Genomic DNA, 19,659 nt, shown 5'->3' on the forward strand with positions numbered 1-19,659 from the left:
CGATTCCATGCGTCCCGCTTATCGTCTCAGCATCGCGGCCGCGATCTTTCTCGGCGCGCTCGGATCGCAGGGCGCCCGCGCCCAGTACGACGACGAAGGCGATTACGATGGCCCTCCCCCGCGCCGCGGCGGCTATGAATACCGCTACGAGCAGCGTCGGCTTCCGCCGCCGCGCCGCCTCAGCGGTCTCAACTGCGACGCGCTGCAGCCCGGGTTGCTCGGGCCGCAGCCGTTCTCCTGCCCCCTGCCCGGCCCACGGCCGCTGGGCGCGCGCTGCTTCTGCGATACGCCGGTCGCCCCTCTGAGCGGCGGCAACACCGTGGCCGGCCGGGTCGTGCCTTAGCGGCCGCATCCGACCAAAAGCCCGCGCCGGTTCAACCGGCGCGGGCTTTGTTTGTAGGTTGAACCGTCAGGCCGGCTCGGGCCGGTCAGTTCAGGACGACGACCTTTGCGCCGACGCGGACGCGCTCGTAGAGATCCGAGACGTCGTCATTGGTCATGCGGATGCAGCCCGAGGAGACGGCCTGACCGATCGTGTCGGGCTCGTTGGAGCCGTGGATACGGTACTCGGTGCCGCCGATATACATGGCGCGGGCGCCCAGCGGATTCTCGACGCCGCCCGCCATGTAGCGCGGCAGGTCGGGACGGCGGGCGAGCATCGCCTTCGGGGGCACCCACGACGGCCACTCCTTCTTGGCGACGATCTTCTTGGTGCCCGACCACTCGAAGCCCGGACGGCCGACGCCGACGCCGTAGCGGATCGCCTCGCCCGGAGCCGTGACAAAGTAGAGGCGGCGCTCGGAGGTCGAGACAACCATGGTGCCTGGGGTGTAGCGCGGGTCGAAGCGGACCATCTCACGCGGGATCGGGGCGACCTGCGCCTGGGGTGCGGCCTGCGCACCCTGGCCGTACCCGGCGGACGCGCCGTACTGGCCGGCATAGGGGTCGTATTGCTGGGCGCCGGCACGGGAGTAGGTCTGGCCCGCGTAGTAATCGTCCGCGTCGTTCGTGCCGAACGGGTCGTAGGGCGTGGACATCGCAGGTGCGGTCGCAAGAACACAGACGCCGATGACGCCGGCGAGGGCAGTGGCCAGGGTCTTCATGAGAGGATGCCTACCTGTGCATGTATCTTGACTGTATAAGCGTGACCATAGCCACGCGGTTCCACATCTCCTCGACGATTTTGCAGCGCTGCGTCGTGCGCGCCGGCACCAGACCTAATCAGCGGTTTCCGCGATCACTTCGTCTGTATGGACTTCGAAGCGGACGAGCTGCTGGGCACCGAAATTCGTCGAGATCGCGCAGTCGGCAGCGTCGCGGCCCCGCGCCATCAGGATGCGTCCCACGCGCGGCGTGTTGTGGCGGGCATCGAAGGTGAACCAGCGACCGTCGAGATAGACCTCGAACCATGCCGAGAAATCCATCGGGTCCGGTACCGGCGGAATGCAGATGTCGCCGAGGTAGCCGGTGCAGTAGCGCGCCGGGATGTTCATGCAACGGCACAGGGCCACCGCCAGATGTGCGAAGTCGCGGCAGACCCCCTCCCCGCCCTCGTGACCGTCGAAGGCGGTGCGGGTCGCGTCGGCCCGCTGATAGTCGAACCGGATGCGTTGGTGCACGTAATCGACGATGGCCTGGACCCGCGTCCAGCCCGGCTTGGTGTTCCCGAACAACGACCAGGCCGTCGCCGCCAGCTTGTCGGTGTCGCAGTATCGACTGCCGAGCAGGTAGATGAGAATGTCGTCGGGCAGATCCTGCACGTCCGACTGCCGCGCCTCGGGCACGACCAAGTCGGCCTCTCCGGTATCGCGGATCAGGAAATCGGTGGAGACGGTCACCCGGCCCGGCGGCGCGACGATGCGGGTGCAGATGTTGTCGAAATCGTCGCGATACACCCGGACCGAAGTCGGCGGGTCGAAGGCCAGGATCTCGGGTGTCAGCAGGTCCGGCGCGCGGGACGGATGCACGTTGAGCATCAGAATCATCGGCGTCGGCTGCACCGACTCGAAGGTGATGTCGAACCCGGTCCTGATCTTCATTGGCCGAACGTGTCCCGCGATGGAGGCCGGCGCGGCATGGCGCCATGTCGTAAGTCCGTGCGACCGTCTGCAGATGTGACGAAGGTGCAGAAGTGCGGCCCTGCGGCTTCGTCCGGCGAAACGGAACCGGACTTCGCCGATGATCCGCACGCCACCTTGCAAGCCGCGCGCCTCGTCCCGGCTACGCCACCCCGTCGGCCGGAGCGTCAGGCGACCGCAGGCGGCGGCTCGTCCGAGGCCCGACCGGCTTCGACGAGAACGTCGAGCGCCCGCCACGGCTTCGGGATAAAGACGGCACGCTCGGGAATCTCGTCGCTGCGTTCGGGCGCGACGCCGGACGTCACGACGAGGCGAGCCTTGGGCCAGAGCGTCGCGACGGCATTCGCCAGCTGAATGCCATCCATCTGACCGGCGAGGCGGATATCGGCGAAGACGAGCGCAACGTCCCCTCCGCATTCGCGCAGGACCTGCAGAGCCCGCTCGGCACTGTCGCAGCCGACGACCGACAATTCGGTCTCTTCGAGCAGGGCTTCCGCGAGGTCGCGCACGTCGGGATCGTCCTCGACGACGAGGGCCAGCCGCGCAGCCCGCTTGGGCACGTCGAGGTCGGTATGCTTCACACGTCGAACGAGCGCAGCGAGATGCTCCGGCACGCCTTCGGAGACAAGCGCGTCGTAGGCCGAGGCGAGCGCCTGTCCGATCTGGTCGAGGGGCATGCCGGGCAGGAGCGGGTCGTGCGTGCCGCTGCGCCCGACATTCGGGCGCATTCCGTCGAGCGACGCTGGGTTCGGCTTTCGCACGGAATTCCTCACACCTCGCAGCCGCGACACGCGCAGACACCTCGGTATGAATGTCGACAGCCGGTGCTCAGTTGCGTCGGCTTGACCTTTTCGCCAGCGAAAAGCTTGCCGCGTCACTGGCTCGCGGCGTCGACGTAGGCCATGACGCCGGCGACCGAGGTCACGTCGCGGTAACGGTCGCCGCGGGTGCTCATCATCGCCTCGAACTTCTCGTGGACCTGCGCGACCGAGAGGCTCGACGCCTTCTTGGCGCGACGGCCGCGGCCCGAGCCGGCTCCGAAGAAGATCGAGCGGTTGGCCCTTGCCGGGCCGGGCAGCAGGGTGGCGGCGGCGGAGCCCGGCTTGTCGACGACCTTCGAGAGGAAGCTCTCGGCGTCGTTGGGGCCGAGGAAGTGGGCGAGATAGATCTCGCCGAGGGAGAGCTCGCGGCCGATGGTCTGCGAGATCCGGGCTGCGTCGCGCTTCAGCATCTCGCCGGCCATCAGGGCCGACAGGTATGGATCCCGGCGCAGCTCGAGGACGCGGACGCGATCGGCGGCATTGGTGATCACAGGCCGGTCGTTGCCGTCGGCCGTGATCAGTGCCGCCTCCTGCGCGAGCCCGTATTGGGGGCCGAAATCGCGCACGACGCCGAGCCAGGTCCGCTCGATGAACTGGAACAGGCCCGTCGCCGACGATGTCTTGGCCTGGACCGCGGTGATGAAACTCGATTCCTTGTCGGCCACCGCCATCAGCAGGACCGGATCGGTCTGAACGGCCTGGGCTGCCTTCACGATCGTCTGGACGATATGTCGGCGGATCTTCATCGGTCCGAATTCGAGGATGTCGTTCGGATCGCCGGTGGCGGTCTGGGAGAGCAGGAAGTCGTAGGAGACCCTATCGACGCTGTTGCCGCCGAGTTCGGTGTCGAGATCGTGCACGGCGGCGAAGCTCGATGCCGCCTTCAGGCTGATCTGCGGCTCGGGCGCCTCGGGCGCAAGCGCCTGGAGGCGGGGCTTCGGCATCGCGAACTCGCTCACGACCTTGGTCGAGGCCTCGGCCCGGCCGAGATCGGTGCCGGCATTGAGCAGAACCGCGCTGAGGCCGCCTGCGACCAAGGTCATCGAGAGTATCGAACGGACGAGCGCAGTGCGGCTGCCGTGGTTGCGTCCGACTTCGTTGGACAGGGCGATGACGTCGTGCCGGGCTCCGGCACCAAAACGGTGGGCTGAGGTCGTGGTCTGCGAGCGGTTCGCGCGGCCCTGCATGATCGGTCGCTTATCCCCTGAATCGCCGCTGTTCACGGCCTGTCGATGACCCGAACTTTTCTTGACCGGTGTGGCGACAACACGGCTGCGCTTGTGGCAGACCGAAGGCAGTGCAGGGGAAATCGGGCGCTACGGCCAGGGCGCGGCCAAGCTTCTCGCGGGACGAGCGGACGAAGCGCTGCAATTTCCAGCCCGCCGTGGCCGAACGGCCACGCTTTATGGCTGTTTCATGAGCCGGTTCGCTCAGAGCCGGCGCAGGGCCACGCTCTCGATTCGGTGGCTTGCGCCCTTGGCGAGAATCAGGCTCGCGCGCTGACGCGTCGGCAGGATGTTGTCGCGAAGGTTGGGCAGGTTGATTGTCGCCCAGAGACCGTCGGCGATATCGAGGGCCTCGGTCTCGCTCGCCTCGGCGTACTTCCGGAAGTACGAGAGCGGATTGCGGAAGGCTGTCTGGCGCAAGCGCAGGAAGCGATTGACGTACCAGCGGTGCAGGTCGTCCTCGTGGCCGTCGAGGTAGATCGAGAAGTCGAAGAAGTCGGAGACGAACGGGATGGCGGTGCCGTCGCGGGGCAGGCGCGCCGGCTGCAGAACGTTCAGGCCCTCGACGATCAGAATGTCGGGCTGCTCGATCACCTGCTCCTCACCCGGCACCACATCGTAGACGAGGTGAGAATAGACCGGGGCGGCGACACGCTTCCTGCCCGCCTTGATATCGGTGAGGAAGCGCAGGAGGGCGGCCGTGTCGTAGCTCTCCGGAAAGCCCTTCCGCTCCATCGCCCCCATCCGCTTCAGCTCGGCGTTCGGGTGCAGGAAGCCGTCGGTGGTGATGAGGTCGACCTTCGGCGTGTTCGGCCAGCGCGCCAGCAGGGCCTTGAGCACCCGCGCCGTCGTCGATTTGCCGACTGCCACCGAACCGGCGAGACCGATGATGTAGGGTGCCTTGGCCTCACGCTCGGCCATGAGAAACCGCTGGGTCGCCTTGAACAGACCTTGGGTCGCCGCGACGTAGAGCGACAGCAGCCGCGACAACGGCAAGTAGATCGCCACCACTTCCTCGATCGAGATCGGATCGTTGATGGATTGCAGCCGGGCCACGTCCTCGACGTCGAGCGTCAGCGGCGTGTCGGCGCGCAGCTGCGCCCACTCGGCCCGCGTGAACAGTCGGTAGGGCGAAAGCCGATCCGGGCCTTCGCCGGTCACCGGGTTTTGGCACTCGGCATCCGCGACGCCGATCGCGGGGATCGGCGCTCCGCTCACGTATGCCTCCGCGCGGCCTTCTCGGCGATCCCGCTCTGCGCCGTGCGCCGCTCCAGCTCGGCCATAACCTCGTGGAGGGGGATGCCACCGGCCTTCAGCAGAACGACGAGGTGATAGAGTACGTCCGCCGCTTCGCAGACGAGACCGGCCCGGTCGCCCTGGACCGCGGCGATTGCGGCCTCGACGGCCTCTTCTCCCAATTTCTTGGCTGGTTTCGCAGGGCCGCCCGACAGGAGCTTGGCGGTGTAGGAACTGTCCGGCGGCGCCTCCGCGCGCGCATCGACCAGATCGGCGAGATCCTGGAGGGTAAAGGCGGTCATGTAGTCCGTTGAGGGGCGTGGACGGAAAGGAATGCCAGCGTCGGACCCTGATCTACGGCACTATTTTCAGTCAAGGGAGCAGGCCCCGATGACGGCTCAGCTCCGGCATCAGCGATCGAGCCGCATGGCGAGCCCGGCCGCCGCCATGTGCGCCTTGGCCTCGCCGACGGTGTGCTGGCCGAAATGGAAGATCGAGGCCGCGAGCACGGCGCTGGCCCCACCGTCCCGCACACCCGCGACGAGATCGTCGAGCCCGCCGACGCCGCCGGAGGCGATCACCGGCACGTTCACCGCGTCCGTGATCGCGCGGGTGAGCGCGATATCGTAGCCGGACCGCGTGCCGTCCTTGTCCATCGACGTCACGAGAAGTTCGCCCGCACCCCGCTTGGCGACGGCTTGCGCGAATTCGATGGCGTCGATGCCCGTCGGCGTACGGCCGCCATGGGTGAAGATCTCCCAGCGAAGGACCTCACCCGGACCCGAGACGCGCTTCGCGTCGATGGCGACGACGATGCACTGGTCGCCGAATTTCTCCGCCGCCGCGGCGACCACCTCGGGATTCTTCACGGCCGCCGTGTTGATCCCGACCTTGTCCGCACCGGCGAGCAGAAGCGTGCGGACATCCGCCACCGTACGCACGCCGCCGCCGACGGTGAGCGGCATGAAGCAGGCCTCGGCCGTGCGGCTGACCACGTCGAGCAACGTGCCGCGGTTCTCGTGGCTTGCGGCGATGTCGAGGAAGCAGAGTTCGTCGGCACCGGCCGCGTCATAGACCTTGGCGGACTCCACCGGATCGCCGGCGTCGCGCAGTTCGAGGAACTGCACGCCCTTGACGACGCGGCCGTCCTTGACGTCGAGACAGGGGATTATGCGGGTCTTGAGCAAAGCCGGTTGCTTCCGAATTCTGACTCAGGCAGCGCGCGCCTGCCGGATCGCATCGAGGGCCTCGCGCGGATCGATGCGGCCGTCATAGAGCGCGCGGCCGGTGATAGCGCCGGCGAGCATCGCGCAATCGGGCTGCAGGATGCGGTGGACATCGTCGATGGAGGCGAGGCCTCCGGACGCGATCACCGGGATCGTGACGGCATGGGCCAACGCCAGGGTCATCTCGATGTTGAGACCCTTGAGGATGCCGTCGCGGGCGATGTCGGTGTAGATGATCGCAGCCACGCCGACATCCTCGAAGCGGCGGCCGAGTTCCTCCGCCGTCATGCTCGAGGTCTGCGCCCAGCCCTCGACGGCGACGCGGCCATCCTTGGCGTCGATCCCGACGGCGATCTTGCCCGGATGGCGGCGCGCGGCTTCGTGCACGAAGGCCGGGTCGCGCACGGCGGCGGTGCCGATGATGACGCGGCTCACGCCCTTCTCGATCCAGCCTTCGAGCGTCCGCATCTCACGGATGCCGCCGCCGAGCTGAACCGGCACCGTGACACGCGACAGGATCGCATCCACGGCCGAGGCATTCTGCGGTGCACCGGCGAATGCGCCGTCGAGGTCGACTACGTGGATCCAGGCGAAGCCCTGCGTCTCGAACTCGGCCGCCTGTGCGGCCGGATCGTCGCTGAACACCTTGGCCTGCGCCATGTCGCCTTGGATCAAGCGGACACAGCGTCCGTCCTTGAGGTCGATCGCCGGAAAAAGGATCACGAAACGGCTCGTCCATAAGTTGCAGAAGCGAAAGTCATGCAGTCTCTCGCGTGAGCGTCACGGACGCCACCGCAAAAAGTTGGCGATCAATGCCAAACCGAGGCGCTGGCTCTTCTCGGGGTGGAACTGCGTGCCGGCGATGTTGTCGCGTGCCACCATCGCGGTCACGGGGCCACCGTAGTCGCTCTGCGCGACGACGTCGGTGGGGTCGAGCGGCTTCAGCGCATAGCTATGCACGAAATAGGCGTGAAGGCCGTCGTCCCCCGTCGGGATGCCGTCGAGCAGCGGCAGGTCGCGATCCGCCGTCAGCGTATTCCAACCCATATGCGGGATCTTGAGCGAAGGGTCCGTCGGCGCGATCGGGGCGACGTCCCCGGAGATCCAGTCGAGACCGGGCGTCGTCTCGTATTCGAGCCCGCGGGTCGCCATCAGTTGCATGCCGACGCAGATGCCGAGGAACGGCCGACCGCGCTCGCGCACCGCCAGCGTCATCGCTTCGACCATGCCGGGCACGGCATCGAGCCCGCGCCGGCAATCCGCATAGGCACCGACGCCCGGCAGAACGATGCGCTCGGCCTGCGCTACGTCGTCGGGCTTGTCCGTGACGAGGATGCGCATTCCATCGAGGCCGGAATCGCGGGCGGCCCGCTCGAAGGCTTTCGCCGCCGAATGCAGGTTGCCGGACCCGTAATCGATGATCGCAACGGTCAAAGGGGTCACCGACGGCCTTCGCTGGCGGGAAACAGGCCGATGACCGAATCGTCGAGCCGCCGGGCCGCCGTCGGAGCCAGCGACCGCGGCGTCGCCGACGGGTCGAGCCAGCGCGTCACCGCTTTGGCTTCGGCCTCGTCGCGAGAGGCGGCGACGACGGCGTCGCGGGCTGGCCGGCCGTTCCGCGCATAGGTCCAGCGACGTAGGCTCGACGCTTCGAGGCCGATCAGCAGGGAAGCCAGCAGCGAGATGACGATGCCCGCGACGGGCGAGATACCAAGCAGCTGGCCCGCAATCACGAGCGCGGCCAGCAGGGCGCATACCAAAAGGGCCGCCAGCCAGAGGCGATGAAACAGGAACCAGAGCACCGAGAAAGCGAAAGCCTGCCGCGAGAAACCGTCTGGCACGATCGCGGCGGAATCCAGCGCACCCGCATCGCCGCGCAGGGCGCCCTCGGGCAGGTGAATGGTGTAGGTCCGCAGGCGCATCCCGATCCCCTGGCTCGCAGCATCTGTTTCGTGGGACGACGCTCGACTAGAGCGAGCCCTTGGTCGACGGCACCCGACCGTCTTCACGCGGATCGACCGCAACAGCCTGCCGCAAGGCCCGCGCCAGCCCCTTGAAGCAGCTCTCGGCGATGTGATGGGCGTTGTCGCCGTAAAGCGTCTCGACATGCAGCGTGATGCCGGCGTTCATGGCGAAGGCCTGGAACCACTCCCGCACGAGTTCGGTGTCGAATTGCCCGATCTTCTCGACCCGGAATTCCGTCTTGAACACCAGGAACGGCCGACCGGAGATGTCGACGGCGACGCGGGTCAGCGCTTCGTCCATCGGCAGATGCAAGTCGGCGTAGCGCCGGATGCCGCGCTTGTCGCCGAGCGCGCGGGCGAAGGATTGCCCGAGAGCGATGCCGGCATCCTCGGTGGTGTGATGCTGGTCGACGTGCAGGTCGCCCGTGACCTTGACCTCGACATCGAACAAACCGTGCCGGGCAAAGAGCTCGAGCATGTGATCGAGGAAGCCGACGCCGGTTGCGATCGACGCCTTGCCGGTCCCGTCGAGCGCGATCGAAACGCTGACGTCGGTCTCCGCCGTACGACGGCTGATGCTCGCGGCGCGCATCGCTGATGTGGGCCCTGATCGAAAAAAGCCGCTGGAGCGGCCGGGGCTGCCTTTTAGAGCGGTTCCGGCCGCGGGGGGAAGAGTTTCGCGCGTCGAAGCCCCGTGAAAACACGGAACGGTATCCGCTTTCCGGGTCACGCAATCGTCACGCCCCGGCGCGGCGGTTCGGCTATGCTGCCATCCGACCGCTACGTTCGCGCAGGATTTCGACATGCCGTCCCGACGGACCGTTCTCGCCGGCGGTGCCGCCATGCTCGCCGGGCCGTTCCCCGCTGCGTCGGCCGCAGGTTCCGCGCCGCTGCGCTTCGGCGTCGTTGCCGACCCGCAATATGCGGATGCAGAACCGCATGTCGGCCTGCAACGCTACTACCGCAACAGCTTGGGCAAGCTGCGCGCGGCAATCGCGGCGTTCAACGCAGAGGACCTCGACTTCGTCGTCACCCTCGGTGACGTCATCGACCGGCATGCCGAGAGCTACGACGCGATCCTGCCGATCTACGCGACGCTGCGGCATCGCCACGTCGTCCTGCTCGGCAACCACGATTACGCGCTCGCGCCGGACGTCCTGAAGACGCAGCCCGGCCTGCTCGGCCTCGCCGCGACGCACTACGATTACACGGCAGGCGGCATGCGCTTCGTCGTCCTCGACGGCAACGACGTTTCGCTGTTCGCGCCGCCTCCGGGTGATCCGCGCTGGGCGATCGCGCAGGATCGGATCGGCGTGTTGGCGGCCGCAGGCGCGGAGAATGCCAAACCGTGGAATGGATCGCTCAGTGATGCACAATTCGCTTGGCTCGGCGACGTGCTCGACGATGCGCGGGCCAAACGCCAGCGGGTGGTCGTGCTCAACCACTATCCGGTCTTCCCGGCGAACCCGCACAACATGTGGGATTCGGGCCGGATCGCCGCGCTTCTCGCGCGCCATCCCCACGTCGTGGCGTATTTCTGCGGGCACAACCACGCGGGCAACTACGCCGAGGCTGCGGGCCTCCACTACGTGAATTTTCACGGCATGGTCGATACGCCTGCGGAGAACGCCTACGCGATCGTCGAGATCGCGGGCGACCGGCTCGACATCCGCGGCTTCGGCCGCGAACCGAGCCGCTCGCTGCGGCTGCGCAGCGCCTAAGCCGTCAGCACACGCCCCGCCACGGCGTCGAGCTTGGCGAGCAGTTCCGGATCGCGGTGGCTCGCGGCGGTCATGATCGCGCCGTCGAGGGCGCGATGCGAGCCGGCTGGGCAGTCCTCACGCTCCGACGGGAAGTCGCGGGCGAGCCGCGCGACGAGGCGTGCGGCCCGGTCGGCATTGGCGCGGGCGACGGCGACGACCGAGGCGACGTCCACGTCGTCGTGGTTCGGATGCCAGCAATCGAAGTCGGTGACCATGGCGATGGTGGCGAAGGTGATCTCCGCCTCGCGCGCCAGCTTCGCCTCCGGCAGGTTGGTCATGCCGATCACATCGTAGCCGGCGGCCTTGTAGGTCTTCGACTCGGCGAGCGAGGAGAATTGCGGCCCCTCCATGCAGACATAGGTCCCGCCCTTGTGGACGGTGATCTCCTCGGCTGCGGCTGCCTCAAGAATGCGCTTCTGGAGGTTCGGGCCGACGGGATGGGCGAAGGGCACGTGGGCGACGCAGCCGTTGCCGAAGAACGACGAGGCCCGGCCGTGCGTGCGGTCGACGAACTGGTCGACGAGCACGAAGAGGCCAGGATGCAGTTCGTTACGGAACGAGCCGCAGGCCGAGATCGCGACGAGGTCGGTCACGCCCGCCCGCTTCAGCACGTCGATGTTGGCGCGGTAGTTGATGCCGGACGGCGAGAGCCGATGGCCGCGTCCGTGGCGAGCCAGGAACACCACCTGGGTCCGCCCGATCCGTCCGATACGGACGGCATCCGACGGCTCGCCCCAGGGGGAGGCGATCGCTTCCTCACGAATGTCTTCAAGACCCGGCAGGTCGTAGACGCCCGAGCCGCCGATCACGCCGAGAACCGCTGCGGTCATGGCCAATCCCCATTCTCTTCGTCGCTATGCTTCCCGCGTATTGCCGCTGCGGGCGATACCGCGCAAGCAAACGGGCCCGCGCGGGGCCCGTTCGTCGATCGCTGAAAGCCGAGAATACCCGGTTCAGAACGTCTTGTGCAGTTCCGGCTGCAGGCCGTGGACCTCGCCGCCGAGCGGCTTCCAGATCTGCTTCTTTACGTAATAAAGAAGGCCGGAAAGCAGGATCAGGAACAGGATGACCTGGAACCCGAGAGCCTTGCGGGCCATCATGTGCGGCTCGGCCGCCCAGGCCATGAAGGCCGCGACGTCCTTGGCGTACTGATCGGTCGTCTCCGGGGCGACCGGCTCGCCCTTGTCGTTCTTCGGATAGGTCACGGCACCGTCGCTGAGCGGCGGCGGCATGGCGATCACCTGACCCTGCGGATAATACTTGTTGTAGTAGGTCCCGTCGGGGACCTCCTTGCCTTCCGGCGCATCGCCGTAGCCGTTCAGGAGGGCGTGGATGTAGTCGACGCCCTGCTCCGAGTAACCGGTCAGCGGCAGCGCATCGAAGACGAAGGCCGGGAAGCCGCGCTCGTAGGTGCGGGCCTTGGCGAGCACCGAGAAGTCCGGCGGCGCCTTGCCGCCATGCGCGGCGGCGGCCGCCTTCTCGTTCGGATACATCGGCGGGAAGCCGTCGGCGGCGCGGCCGGGACGGTCCACGACCTCACCTTTGTCGTTCTCTTCCTTGACCTGATAGGTCTCGGCCAAGGCCTTGACCTGCTCCTTGCTGAAGCCTGGGCCGCCCTCCTCCGCCAGATTGCGGAAGCGGACCAGCTTCATCGAATGGCAGTTCGAGCAGACTTCCTTGTAGACCTGAAAGCCGCGTTGAAGCTGCGCCTCGTCGAACTTGCCGAACACGCCGGCGAAGCTCCACTTTTGACGGGGCGGATTGTGGCCGTGCTCCTCGGCCGAGGCCTGGCCGACGCCGACGACAGACAGAAGTCCGACAGCGATAAGGCTGGGGTAACGCATCATTGGGTGTCCCCGCCGCTCAGCTACGCTTGACTGCATCGGGCATGGCCCAGTCGGGGATGCCCTTGTCGGGATCCTGCGGCTGGCCGCCCTGGCGCCCGTCCCAACCCGTCTGGCCTGGTCCGGTGACGGTCTCGAGGATCGAGCCCGGCAGCGCCTTCGGCGTCTCGAACAGGCCGCAGAGCGGCATCACCAGCAGGAAGTGGGCAAAGTAATAGACGGTGCAGATGCGGCCGACGATGACGTAGCCACCCTCCGGCGGCTTGGCGCCGAGCCAGCCGAGCAGGATCGCATTCACCACGAACACCCAGAAGAAGACTTTGTAGACCGGGCGGTAATTCGTCGAGCGGACCCGCGAGGTGTCGAGCCATGGCGCGAAGGCGAGGATGATGACCGCGCCGAACATCAGGATCACGCCGCCGAGCTTGTCCGGCACCGCGCGCAGGATCGCGTAGAACGGGAGGAAGTACCATTCGGGCACGATGTGCGCCGGTGTCACCGAGGCGTTGGCCGGCACGTAATTGTCGGCGTGGCCGAGGTAATTCGGCTGGTAGAAGACGAACCACGCGAAGATGATCATGAACGCGACCGTCGCGAACGCGTCCTTCACGGTGGCGTAGGGCGTGAACGGAACCGCATCCTTGCTCGACTTGATCGGGATACCGGCCGGGTTGTTCTGACCCGTCACGTGCAAGGCCCAGACGTGCAGCACCACCACGCCGGCGATCATCCACGGCAGCAGATAGTGCAGAGAGAAGAAGCGGTTGATCGTCGGATTGCCCACCGAATAGCCGCCCCAGAGCAGGCTCTGGATCGAGTCGCCGACGACCGGGATCGCAGCGAGGATGTTGGTGATGACGGTGGCGCCCCAGAAGCTCATCTGGCCCCACGGCAGGGTGTAGCCGAGGAAGGCGGTGGCCATCATCAGCAGGTAGATGATGACGCCGAGCAGGTAGAGCACCTCGCGCGGGGCCTTGTACGATCCGTAATAGAGAGCGCGGAAGATGTGGACGTAGACCGCAAGGAAGAACATCGAGGCGCCGTTGGCATGTGCGTAGCGCAGCAGCCAACCGTAGTTCACGTCGCGCATGATGTGCTCGACGCTCTCGAAAGCAGCCCCGGCCGACGGCTCGTAATGCATCGCCAGCCAGACGCCGGTGACGATCTGGATGCCGAGGAAGGCCGACAGGATCGCACCGAAAGTCCAGAAGTAGTTGAGGTTTCGCGGAACCGGATAGGCGATGAACGAGCCGTGCACCAAACCGACGAGCGGCAGGCGCGACTCGAACCACTTCGCGATGCGGCTCTTGGGAACGTAGGTCGAGGTGGCGTGCGCGCTCATGGGTTGACCCGCTCAGCTCCGCTTATCGTGTCCGCGTATCTTGGGTTCAAGCTGCGGCCTTGCCGCCTTCTTCGCCGATCCGGACCTTGGTGTCGGAAGCGAAGGTGTAAGGCGGTACCGGCAGGTTGATCGGAGCGGGTCCGCGGCGGACGCGGCCGACCGCATCGAACTGCGAGCCGTGGCAGGGGCAGGCCCAGCCTTCGAAATTACCCTGGTGGCCGATCGGCACGCAGCCGAGATGGGTGCAGTTGCCGTAGACCACGAGCCACTGGTCGTGACCGGACTTGACCCTGGCATCGAACGGAGCGGGGTCGGAGAGCTCCGAGAGCGGGATCGCTTTCATGTCCGTGACCTCTTTCGCGGTCAGCTTGCGGACGAAGATCAGCTTGCCGCGCCAGAACACGTTGACGATCTGGCCATCGGTGATCGGCGCGAGATCGACGTCGAGGGGTGCACCGGCGGCGATGGTCGCAGCGTCGGGCCGCATCGAGGAGACGAAGGGCCACGCCGCGAAGGCGCCCCCTACGGCGACGGCCGCGCCGGTCGCGAGAAACAGGAAGTCGCGACGGCTGCCGTCTTGATCGTGCGCGGCGGCAGGGGTGGCCGAAGTGTTCGCCAAGACTCAAGCTCCGAACGGAGAAGGCGCCGAAGTTTCGCCGGGCAGCCCGACCGGTCTCGTGCCGGTACGGCGCCTAGCGAGCCTCGCGCAGGATGTCAGCCTGACGTGACGGCAGACACCATCGCGTCGCTGCGGACAATGCGACCCGGGGTCACCCGACCGCATGCGCGTAGCGGCGCTCTGTGACATGACAGATGCGAACGTGTCTAGACTGCCCAGCCGGCGCGACACGGGCTTTACACCCCGGCGGTCGTTCAGGCCTCCGTGAGAACGAGCGTACGCGGCGGCGGCAGGTTCGCACGCAACTCCCGGCTGACGGCCGACGAGGCCGCGACCGTGCCGAGATTGGCGTAGGTCTCGTGGTTCTTCTCGATCGCCGTGAGGTCGTAGAGGTAGTTCACCATCAGGCCGTAGGATTGCGAGAGCCCTTTCGGCGACGTGTCGCCCAGGAAGTTCACGCGCTCCAGCCGCGCGCCGTTGCCGAGATGGAAACGCGCCACCGGATCGGCCGGACGGCCCTTGGCGTTCTTGGCGCGGAGGAAATAAGCCGCAGCCGCTGGCAGCATCGCCCGGCGCAACGCCTCGGTCTTCGTCTTGTCGCGGTGCCACGTGTCGGAATCGAGCAGGCGCAGCGTCTCGACGTCCTCGGGCGTCAGGCCCTGGGGCGCATCCGAGCCGCGCTCGCGATCGAGCCAGTTCCGGAAACCCGGCACCGGGGAGAGCGTGACGAAGGTCTTCAGCGTCGGGATCTCGCGCGCCAGATCCTCGACCACCTGCTTGATCAGAAAGTTGCCGAACGTGACACCGGCAAGACCCGGCTGGCAGTTCGAAATCGAGTAGAAGATCGCAGTCGTCGCCGAACGCATCGGCAGCGGCTCGCGCTCGTTCGCCAGGATCGGCCCGATCGAGGCGGCGATCCCCGAGGTAAGCGCCACCTCCACGAAGATCAGCGGCTCGTCGAGAAGGGCCGGGTGGAAGAAGGCGTAGCAACGCCGATCCGGCGGCTCGATACGCCGGCGCAGGTCGTCCCAGTCCGCGATCTCGTGCACCGCCTCGTAGCGAATGATCTTTTCGAGGATGTCGGCCGGCGAACTCCAGTCGATGTGCCGCAGCACCAGAAAGCCGCGGTTGAACCACGACATAAACAGGTGCTCGAAATCGCTGTCGAGGCTGCCCGCGGCATCGATCAGATCCGGGTCGGCCTCCTCCTGCTTCAGACGTTTGCGCAGCACGAAAAGGTCCTGCCGCATCCGCACCAGCGCCAGCGTTCCGCCGCGGGCGAGGTTGAGCCGGCGGATCAGTTCCTGCGCCCGCGGTTCGGCCGATTCGTGCAGCAGGCCCAGTTGCGCGCGGGTCGGGTTGGCCCTGTAGGCGGCGATGGCTTCGTCGACGGCCTCATGGTCGGCATCGAACTCGGCTGCGACCAGCCTCAGGAAGATGAGCCGCTCCTCCTGTGGGAGCGCAGCGTAGCGTTCGAGGATCAGACGGGCGAGGGCGACGCCCGACGCCTCACCGCGCCGGGAGATCAGATCCTCGCAAAGCCGCAACAGGTCCGCGGCAGTGTCGGCGCGGGCAAGTTCGCCGCGGCCGAACGCGATCAGGTCGCGTCCACGATCACCGATCGTCTGAAGCAAGTCGCCGAGGAATGAGATCGCCGCCATGAAACGCCGCCCGACCCTTCGGCTCCGGTCACCGAGCAGGACGAAGGAGTGGCCGTCCTACTCAGCGGGGGAGTTTAATGGTTCGAGCCGACTTCGGCCAGCACATGGCGGGCACTGTTGCCATTCCCTCAGTGGATCAGCCGCGACTGCCGTCGCCGAGGGCAGCGATGTCGGCAGTGTCCGCACGCTCGCGCCAGTCGACCAGGCCATGCTGGCGGGCAAAGCGGATCTCGGCAGCACGCAGCGCCCGGTCCGGATCGCGAGCCTTGGCGATCTCGACGGAGCCGACGGTGAACGGAACGCCGAGAATCTCCTTGGCGAAATGGATGCGGTAGTTGGACACGCACAACTCCATGTCTGCGAGCAGCGATCTGCGGCGAGAGGAGCGACCCTGCGACACAGGCTCGGACGATGCCGGTGCGGACGGCTCCTTTTGTCCCGCAGAGCGCTGAATATGGGGGTGATTTGGCGATTCGAAAGTGTTTTTCACCAAGGGGTTCTTCGCCGACACACAGAATTGATCAACGGCCGTAATACGCGGGCGGCGGCTCAGCGTGCCTTGCGACGCCGCGACGAGCCCGATAGCCGAGCAGGATGTCCAGTCTCGCGAACTCTCGTCACGCCATGTCCCGGGTTCGACCGGCCAACGCCACGGCCACTTCGTGACCGGCACCCTGCGCGATGACGCGCATGGATTCACCGTCCGAACCCGGTTCGGTCTCACCCTGATCGCTGGCGGTGCGGTCGCCAACATCTACTACAATCAGCCTCTGCTCGCGCTGCTGGTGGGCGAGTTCGGCGACCGAGCCGCCCTCGTCGTGCCAACGGCCAGTCTCGTCGGCTATGGCCTCGGCATTCTCGGGCTCGTACCGTTCGGCGACGCCCTGCCGCGCAGAAGCCTGATCATCGGGCAGTTGCTGGGTCTGGCCGTGGCACTTCTCGTCGCGGCGTCGAGCCCGAATCTCACGGTGCTCGGATGTGCGAGCCTTGCCATCGGCATCCTCGCCTCCGCCGCGCAGCAGGCCGTGCCCTTCGCCGCCGAACTCGCGCCCGATGCGACCCGCGGGCGCATGGTCGGGCAAGTCATGACCGGATTGTTCTGCGGCATCCTGCTCGCACGGACCGTCAGCGGATTCGTCGGCGCGCATCACGGCTGGCGCACCGTCTTTTTCGCGGCTGCCGTCGTTGCCGTCGCCATGGCCGGCATCGCGGCCGCGACCCTGCCGACCTCAGCGACGAAGCGGCTGCGCTACCGCGCGCTCATGACGTCGCTGCTTCACATCCTGCGTTCGCAGCCGGTGCTGCAGAATGCCAGCCTGTCGCAGGGGCTTCTCTTTGCGAGCTTCAACGCGTTCTGGGCGACGCTGGCGCTGCTCGTCGAAGCCCCGCCTTTCGATCTCTCGCCGGCCGGTGCGGGCCTGTTCGGCGTCATCGGCGTGGCCGGCGCGATCGTCGCGCCTCTGTCCGGCCGCTACAGCGATCGGCGCGGCGCGCGTCCCGTGGTGATCGCCGGAAGCCTGTGTGTGCTGGCCGCCTTCGCGGTGCTGGCCGCCGGCGGCACGTGGTCGCTGACCGCCATCACGATCGGCGTCCTGTTGATCGATCTCGGCATCAATGCGGCGCTCATCGCCAACCAGACCCGCGCCTATGCCCTCGTCGCCGGAGCCAGGGGACGGATCAACACCGTGCTGTTCACCTCGGTCTTCATCGGCGGCGCGATCGGGGCCTTTGCCGGCTCGCGGGCCTTCCTGATGGCCGGATGGCCCGGCGTCTGCCTCGTCGGCAGTGCCTTCGCCCTCGGCGCCCTCGTGGTGTCCTGGTTCGGAGGCCGGGCTAAACCGGCTTGAGCACCCGTGACAGGCGGCACCACGTGGCTTTGTCCGGCGGCAGGCCGAAGCGGAGCTGTGCCGGCCGCTCGGGAAACCGACGAACGTAGATGCCGGCCTCACCGAGACGCCGGAACAGCGACGGGCCGTCCGCGAACGTCGCGGTCCGAAACAGCACCGTCCCGCCGACGATCCGCCCGCCCCCGCGAAGGATCATCCGGTCGAGCCGTGCCGCATCCCGCGCCCGCGCCGCGGCGGCCTCTCCCAGCCACGCCGTATCGGGTAAAGCCGCGAGGCCGGCGGCGATCGCCGGCCCCGAGACGGCCCAGGGGCCGAGGGCGGCTTCGATGCGCCGGGCAAGAGCCGGCTCGGTCAGCGCGAAGCCGAGGCGCAGGCCGGCCAGCCCATAGGTCTTGCCGAACGATCGCAGGCGCACGGCACTCGGGCCGAACTCGGCTCCCGCCGTCCCCTCGTCTTCGAGGTCGGCGAAAGCCTCGTCGACCACGAGCAGGCCGCCCTTCGCCGCAAGGGTAGACGCCGATCGGACGAGGACGTCGGCGGCGTGGATCCGCCCGTCGGGATTGTTCGGACTGACGACGACGACGACGTCGAAACGCTCCGCCGTAGGCACCTCCGCCACGGTCTCGACGGCGTGGCCTGCCCTACGCCAAGCCATCGCGTGCTCGGCGTAAGTGGGCTCGACGACGGCGACGCGGGATGCGGACCTGAGCCGCGGAAGAGTCTCGATGAGGATCTGCGATCCAGGGGCGGCGGCGACGTGCTCCGGTCCCGGTGCTCCGTAGGCGGTGGCCGCGGCACGCTTCAGGGCCAGGAGGTCGAAGGCGGACGGAAGCCGCTGAAAGGCGCTGGCCTCGAAGGTCGGCAGCGGATAGGGGACCGGGTTGATCCCGGTGGACAGGTCGAGCCAGGGCTCCGGCGCGTTCGGAAACAGGTTACGGGCGGCGTCGAGATCGCCGCCATGGAAGGTCCCTGGCGGGGCACGCTCCCCCATAAAATCCGCGTCGTTTGCGGAAAACGCTGACACAGCAATGCCTTGGACCAGCCTGACCCACCCGCCCGACGCGCTCGCGATCCTGTGCCTCGCGCTGGCGATCGAGGCGGCGGCCGGCTATCCGGATCGCCTCTACAGGGCGCTCGGCCACCCTGTCACCTGGATCGGTCGGCTGATCGAAGCGCTCGATGCCGGCTTCAACCGCGGAGGCGAGGCCCGGCGCCGGACGGCCGGGGTTGTCAGCTTGGCGATGCTGCTCGCGATCTGCGGGTCGGCGGCGACCGTCGTAACGGTCGTCGCGGCCTGTGCAGGCCGGCCGGGATCGCTGCTGCTCCTCGCACTCCTCGCCGCCAGCCTGCCGGCGCAGCGCAGCCTCCACGACCACGTCGCCCGCGTGGCCCGCGACCTGACGAACGGCGGGCTGGCCGGCGGCCGGCTTGCCGTCTCGATGATCGTCGGCCGTAATCCGGAGACACTGGACGAGGCCGGGATCTGCCGCGCCGCGATCGAGAGCCTCTCCGAGAATTTTTCGGATGGCGTCGTCGCGCCGGCCTTCTGGCTCGGCCTCGGCGGCCTGCCGGGCGGCGTGCTCTACAAGGCGATCAACACCGCCGACAGCATGATCGGTCACCGGACCCCGCGCCACGAAGCCTTCGGCTGGGCCTCCGCCCGCCTCGACGATCTCGTGAACCTGCCCGCATCCCGGCTTACCGCGCTGCTGCTGGTCGCTGCCGCCGCGATCCACCGCGACGCCTCGGCGCGCAGGGCGTGGCAGGCCGTGCGCCGCGACGCCCGCCACCATCGCTCGCCGAATGCCGGCTGGCCCGAGGCAGCCATGGCCGGCGCCCTCGGCCTGCGCCTCGCCGGCCCGCGGGTTTATGGCGAAACGCGTGTCGAGGATGTGTGGATGGGCGATGGTCGGCCCGAGGCCGGGCCGGTCGACGTGGAGCGGGCGTTGAGGCTCTACCGGACGGCGTGCCTGCTGCTGTTCGGCCTCGCCGGCACCGCTCTTCTCGTCATGCTAACGTGACGGGCGGTCCG

The 19,659-nt window shown here is 67.5% G+C and carries 22 protein-coding genes; 4 read left to right on the forward strand and 18 right to left on the reverse strand.

The features are described 5' to 3' along the window. The first annotated feature begins 7 nt into the window (after positions 1–7). A complete protein-coding gene (locus MHA02_RS00075; protein ID WP_147075936.1) occupies positions 8–343 on the forward strand; it encodes a hypothetical protein in 336 nt (111 codons plus the stop codon). Between the two features lie 85 nt (positions 344–428). On the opposite strand, the gene MHA02_RS00080 is transcribed toward MHA02_RS00075, so the two are convergent. The 11 genes from MHA02_RS00080 to hisB form a co-directional block, all read right to left on the reverse strand. Beyond that, the gene (locus MHA02_RS00080; RefSeq protein ID WP_147075937.1) at positions 429–1,103 is read right to left on the reverse strand and encodes a L,D-transpeptidase; all 675 of its coding nucleotides are present in this window, start codon (positions 1,101–1,103) and stop codon (positions 429–431) included. Positions 1,104–1,217: 114 nt separating this feature from the next. Beyond that, the gene (locus MHA02_RS00085) at positions 1,218–2,039 is read right to left on the reverse strand and encodes a transglutaminase-like domain-containing protein (RefSeq protein ID WP_147075938.1); all 822 of its coding nucleotides are present in this window, start codon (positions 2,037–2,039) and stop codon (positions 1,218–1,220) included. A gap of 206 nt (positions 2,040–2,245) precedes the next feature. Next, positions 2,246–2,755: a response regulator gene (locus MHA02_RS00090; protein ID WP_147076005.1), complete on the reverse strand. Its 510-nt coding sequence runs from the start codon at positions 2,753–2,755 to the stop codon at positions 2,246–2,248. A gap of 197 nt (positions 2,756–2,952) precedes the next feature. Further along, entirely contained in the window at positions 2,953–4,086 is a 1,134-nt protein-coding gene (locus tag MHA02_RS00095) for a transglycosylase SLT domain-containing protein (RefSeq protein WP_147075939.1), read from the reverse strand. A 243-nt stretch (positions 4,087–4,329) separates the two neighbouring features. Continuing rightward, a complete protein-coding gene (gene coaA, locus MHA02_RS00100; protein WP_147075940.1) occupies positions 4,330–5,343 on the reverse strand; it encodes a type I pantothenate kinase in 1,014 nt (337 codons plus the stop codon). After that, the gene (locus tag MHA02_RS00105) at positions 5,340–5,663 is read right to left on the reverse strand and encodes a phosphoribosyl-ATP diphosphatase (RefSeq protein ID WP_147075941.1); all 324 of its coding nucleotides are present in this window, start codon (positions 5,661–5,663) and stop codon (positions 5,340–5,342) included. Before MHA02_RS00105 ends, coaA begins: the two co-directional genes overlap by 4 nt. A gap of 108 nt (positions 5,664–5,771) precedes the next feature. Then, positions 5,772–6,548, reverse strand: a complete 777-nt coding sequence (hisF, locus tag MHA02_RS00110; protein WP_147075942.1) for an imidazole glycerol phosphate synthase subunit HisF — start codon at positions 6,546–6,548, stop codon at positions 5,772–5,774. A 24-nt stretch (positions 6,549–6,572) separates the two neighbouring features. Then, on the reverse strand, positions 6,573–7,310 hold the full coding sequence (gene hisA / locus MHA02_RS00115) for a 1-(5-phosphoribosyl)-5-[(5-phosphoribosylamino)methylideneamino]imidazole-4-carboxamide isomerase (protein ID WP_147075943.1): 738 nt from the start codon (positions 7,308–7,310) through the stop codon (positions 6,573–6,575). 57 nt (positions 7,311–7,367) lie between these two features. Further along, entirely contained in the window at positions 7,368–8,030 is a 663-nt protein-coding gene (gene hisH / locus MHA02_RS00120) for an imidazole glycerol phosphate synthase subunit HisH (RefSeq protein ID WP_147075944.1), read from the reverse strand. Continuing rightward, the gene (locus MHA02_RS00125; RefSeq protein ID WP_147076006.1) at positions 8,027–8,503 is read right to left on the reverse strand and encodes a DUF2628 domain-containing protein; all 477 of its coding nucleotides are present in this window, start codon (positions 8,501–8,503) and stop codon (positions 8,027–8,029) included. Before MHA02_RS00125 ends, hisH begins: the two co-directional genes overlap by 4 nt. Positions 8,504–8,555: 52 nt before the next feature. Then, entirely contained in the window at positions 8,556–9,143 is a 588-nt protein-coding gene (gene hisB, locus MHA02_RS00130) for an imidazoleglycerol-phosphate dehydratase HisB (RefSeq protein ID WP_147075945.1), read from the reverse strand. Between the two features lie 211 nt (positions 9,144–9,354). On the opposite strand from hisB, the gene MHA02_RS00135 reads away from it, so the two are divergent. Next, complete coding sequence (locus MHA02_RS00135) at positions 9,355–10,272, forward strand: metallophosphoesterase (protein WP_147075946.1); 918 nt, start codon at positions 9,355–9,357, stop codon at positions 10,270–10,272. Here the strand turns inward: MHA02_RS00135 and MHA02_RS00140 are convergent. From MHA02_RS00140 to MHA02_RS00165, 6 genes are all read right to left on the reverse strand, one after another. Next, positions 10,269–11,144, reverse strand: a complete 876-nt coding sequence (locus MHA02_RS00140) for an S-methyl-5'-thioadenosine phosphorylase (RefSeq protein WP_147075947.1) — start codon at positions 11,142–11,144, stop codon at positions 10,269–10,271. The genes MHA02_RS00135 and MHA02_RS00140 overlap by 4 nt on opposite strands. Positions 11,145–11,267: 123 nt before the next feature. Beyond that, on the reverse strand, positions 11,268–12,158 hold the full coding sequence (locus tag MHA02_RS00145; RefSeq protein WP_238180350.1) for a cytochrome c1: 891 nt from the start codon (positions 12,156–12,158) through the stop codon (positions 11,268–11,270). Positions 12,159–12,177: 19 nt separating this feature from the next. Then, a complete protein-coding gene (locus tag MHA02_RS00150) occupies positions 12,178–13,500 on the reverse strand; it encodes a cytochrome b (RefSeq protein WP_238180346.1) in 1,323 nt (440 codons plus the stop codon). 46 nt (positions 13,501–13,546) lie between these two features. Further along, a complete protein-coding gene (gene petA, locus MHA02_RS00155) occupies positions 13,547–14,119 on the reverse strand; it encodes a ubiquinol-cytochrome c reductase iron-sulfur subunit (protein WP_147075949.1) in 573 nt (190 codons plus the stop codon). A gap of 254 nt (positions 14,120–14,373) precedes the next feature. Further along, positions 14,374–15,780 carry a malonyl-CoA decarboxylase gene (locus MHA02_RS00160; RefSeq protein ID WP_147075950.1) on the reverse strand — a complete coding sequence of 469 codons (1,407 nt, stop codon included), beginning with the start codon at positions 15,778–15,780 and terminating at the stop codon, positions 14,374–14,376. Positions 15,781–15,916: 136 nt separating this feature from the next. After that, positions 15,917–16,123 carry a hypothetical protein gene (locus tag MHA02_RS00165; protein WP_147075951.1) on the reverse strand — a complete coding sequence of 69 codons (207 nt, stop codon included), beginning with the start codon at positions 16,121–16,123 and terminating at the stop codon, positions 15,917–15,919. Between the two features lie 331 nt (positions 16,124–16,454). Here MHA02_RS00165 and MHA02_RS00170 point away from each other — a divergent pair, with 331 nt between their 5' ends. Then, positions 16,455–17,627 carry an MFS transporter gene (locus MHA02_RS00170; protein WP_147076007.1) on the forward strand — a complete coding sequence of 391 codons (1,173 nt, stop codon included), beginning with the start codon at positions 16,455–16,457 and terminating at the stop codon, positions 17,625–17,627. Here the strand turns inward: MHA02_RS00170 and cobD are convergent. Then, entirely contained in the window at positions 17,614–18,618 is a 1,005-nt protein-coding gene (gene cobD / locus MHA02_RS00175) for a threonine-phosphate decarboxylase CobD (protein WP_147075952.1), read from the reverse strand. The two genes, MHA02_RS00170 and cobD, sit on opposite strands and share 14 nt — an antisense overlap. 37 nt (positions 18,619–18,655) lie before the next feature. Between cobD and cbiB the strand changes: the two genes are divergently transcribed. After that, positions 18,656–19,648 carry an adenosylcobinamide-phosphate synthase CbiB gene (cbiB, locus tag MHA02_RS00180; protein WP_147075953.1) on the forward strand — a complete coding sequence of 331 codons (993 nt, stop codon included), beginning with the start codon at positions 18,656–18,658 and terminating at the stop codon, positions 19,646–19,648. Positions 19,649–19,659: the final 11 nt, after the last annotated feature.

The sequence above is a fragment of the Methylobacterium haplocladii genome, from assembly GCF_007992175.1.
GTDB lineage: Bacteria > Pseudomonadota > Alphaproteobacteria > Rhizobiales > Beijerinckiaceae > Methylobacterium > Methylobacterium haplocladii.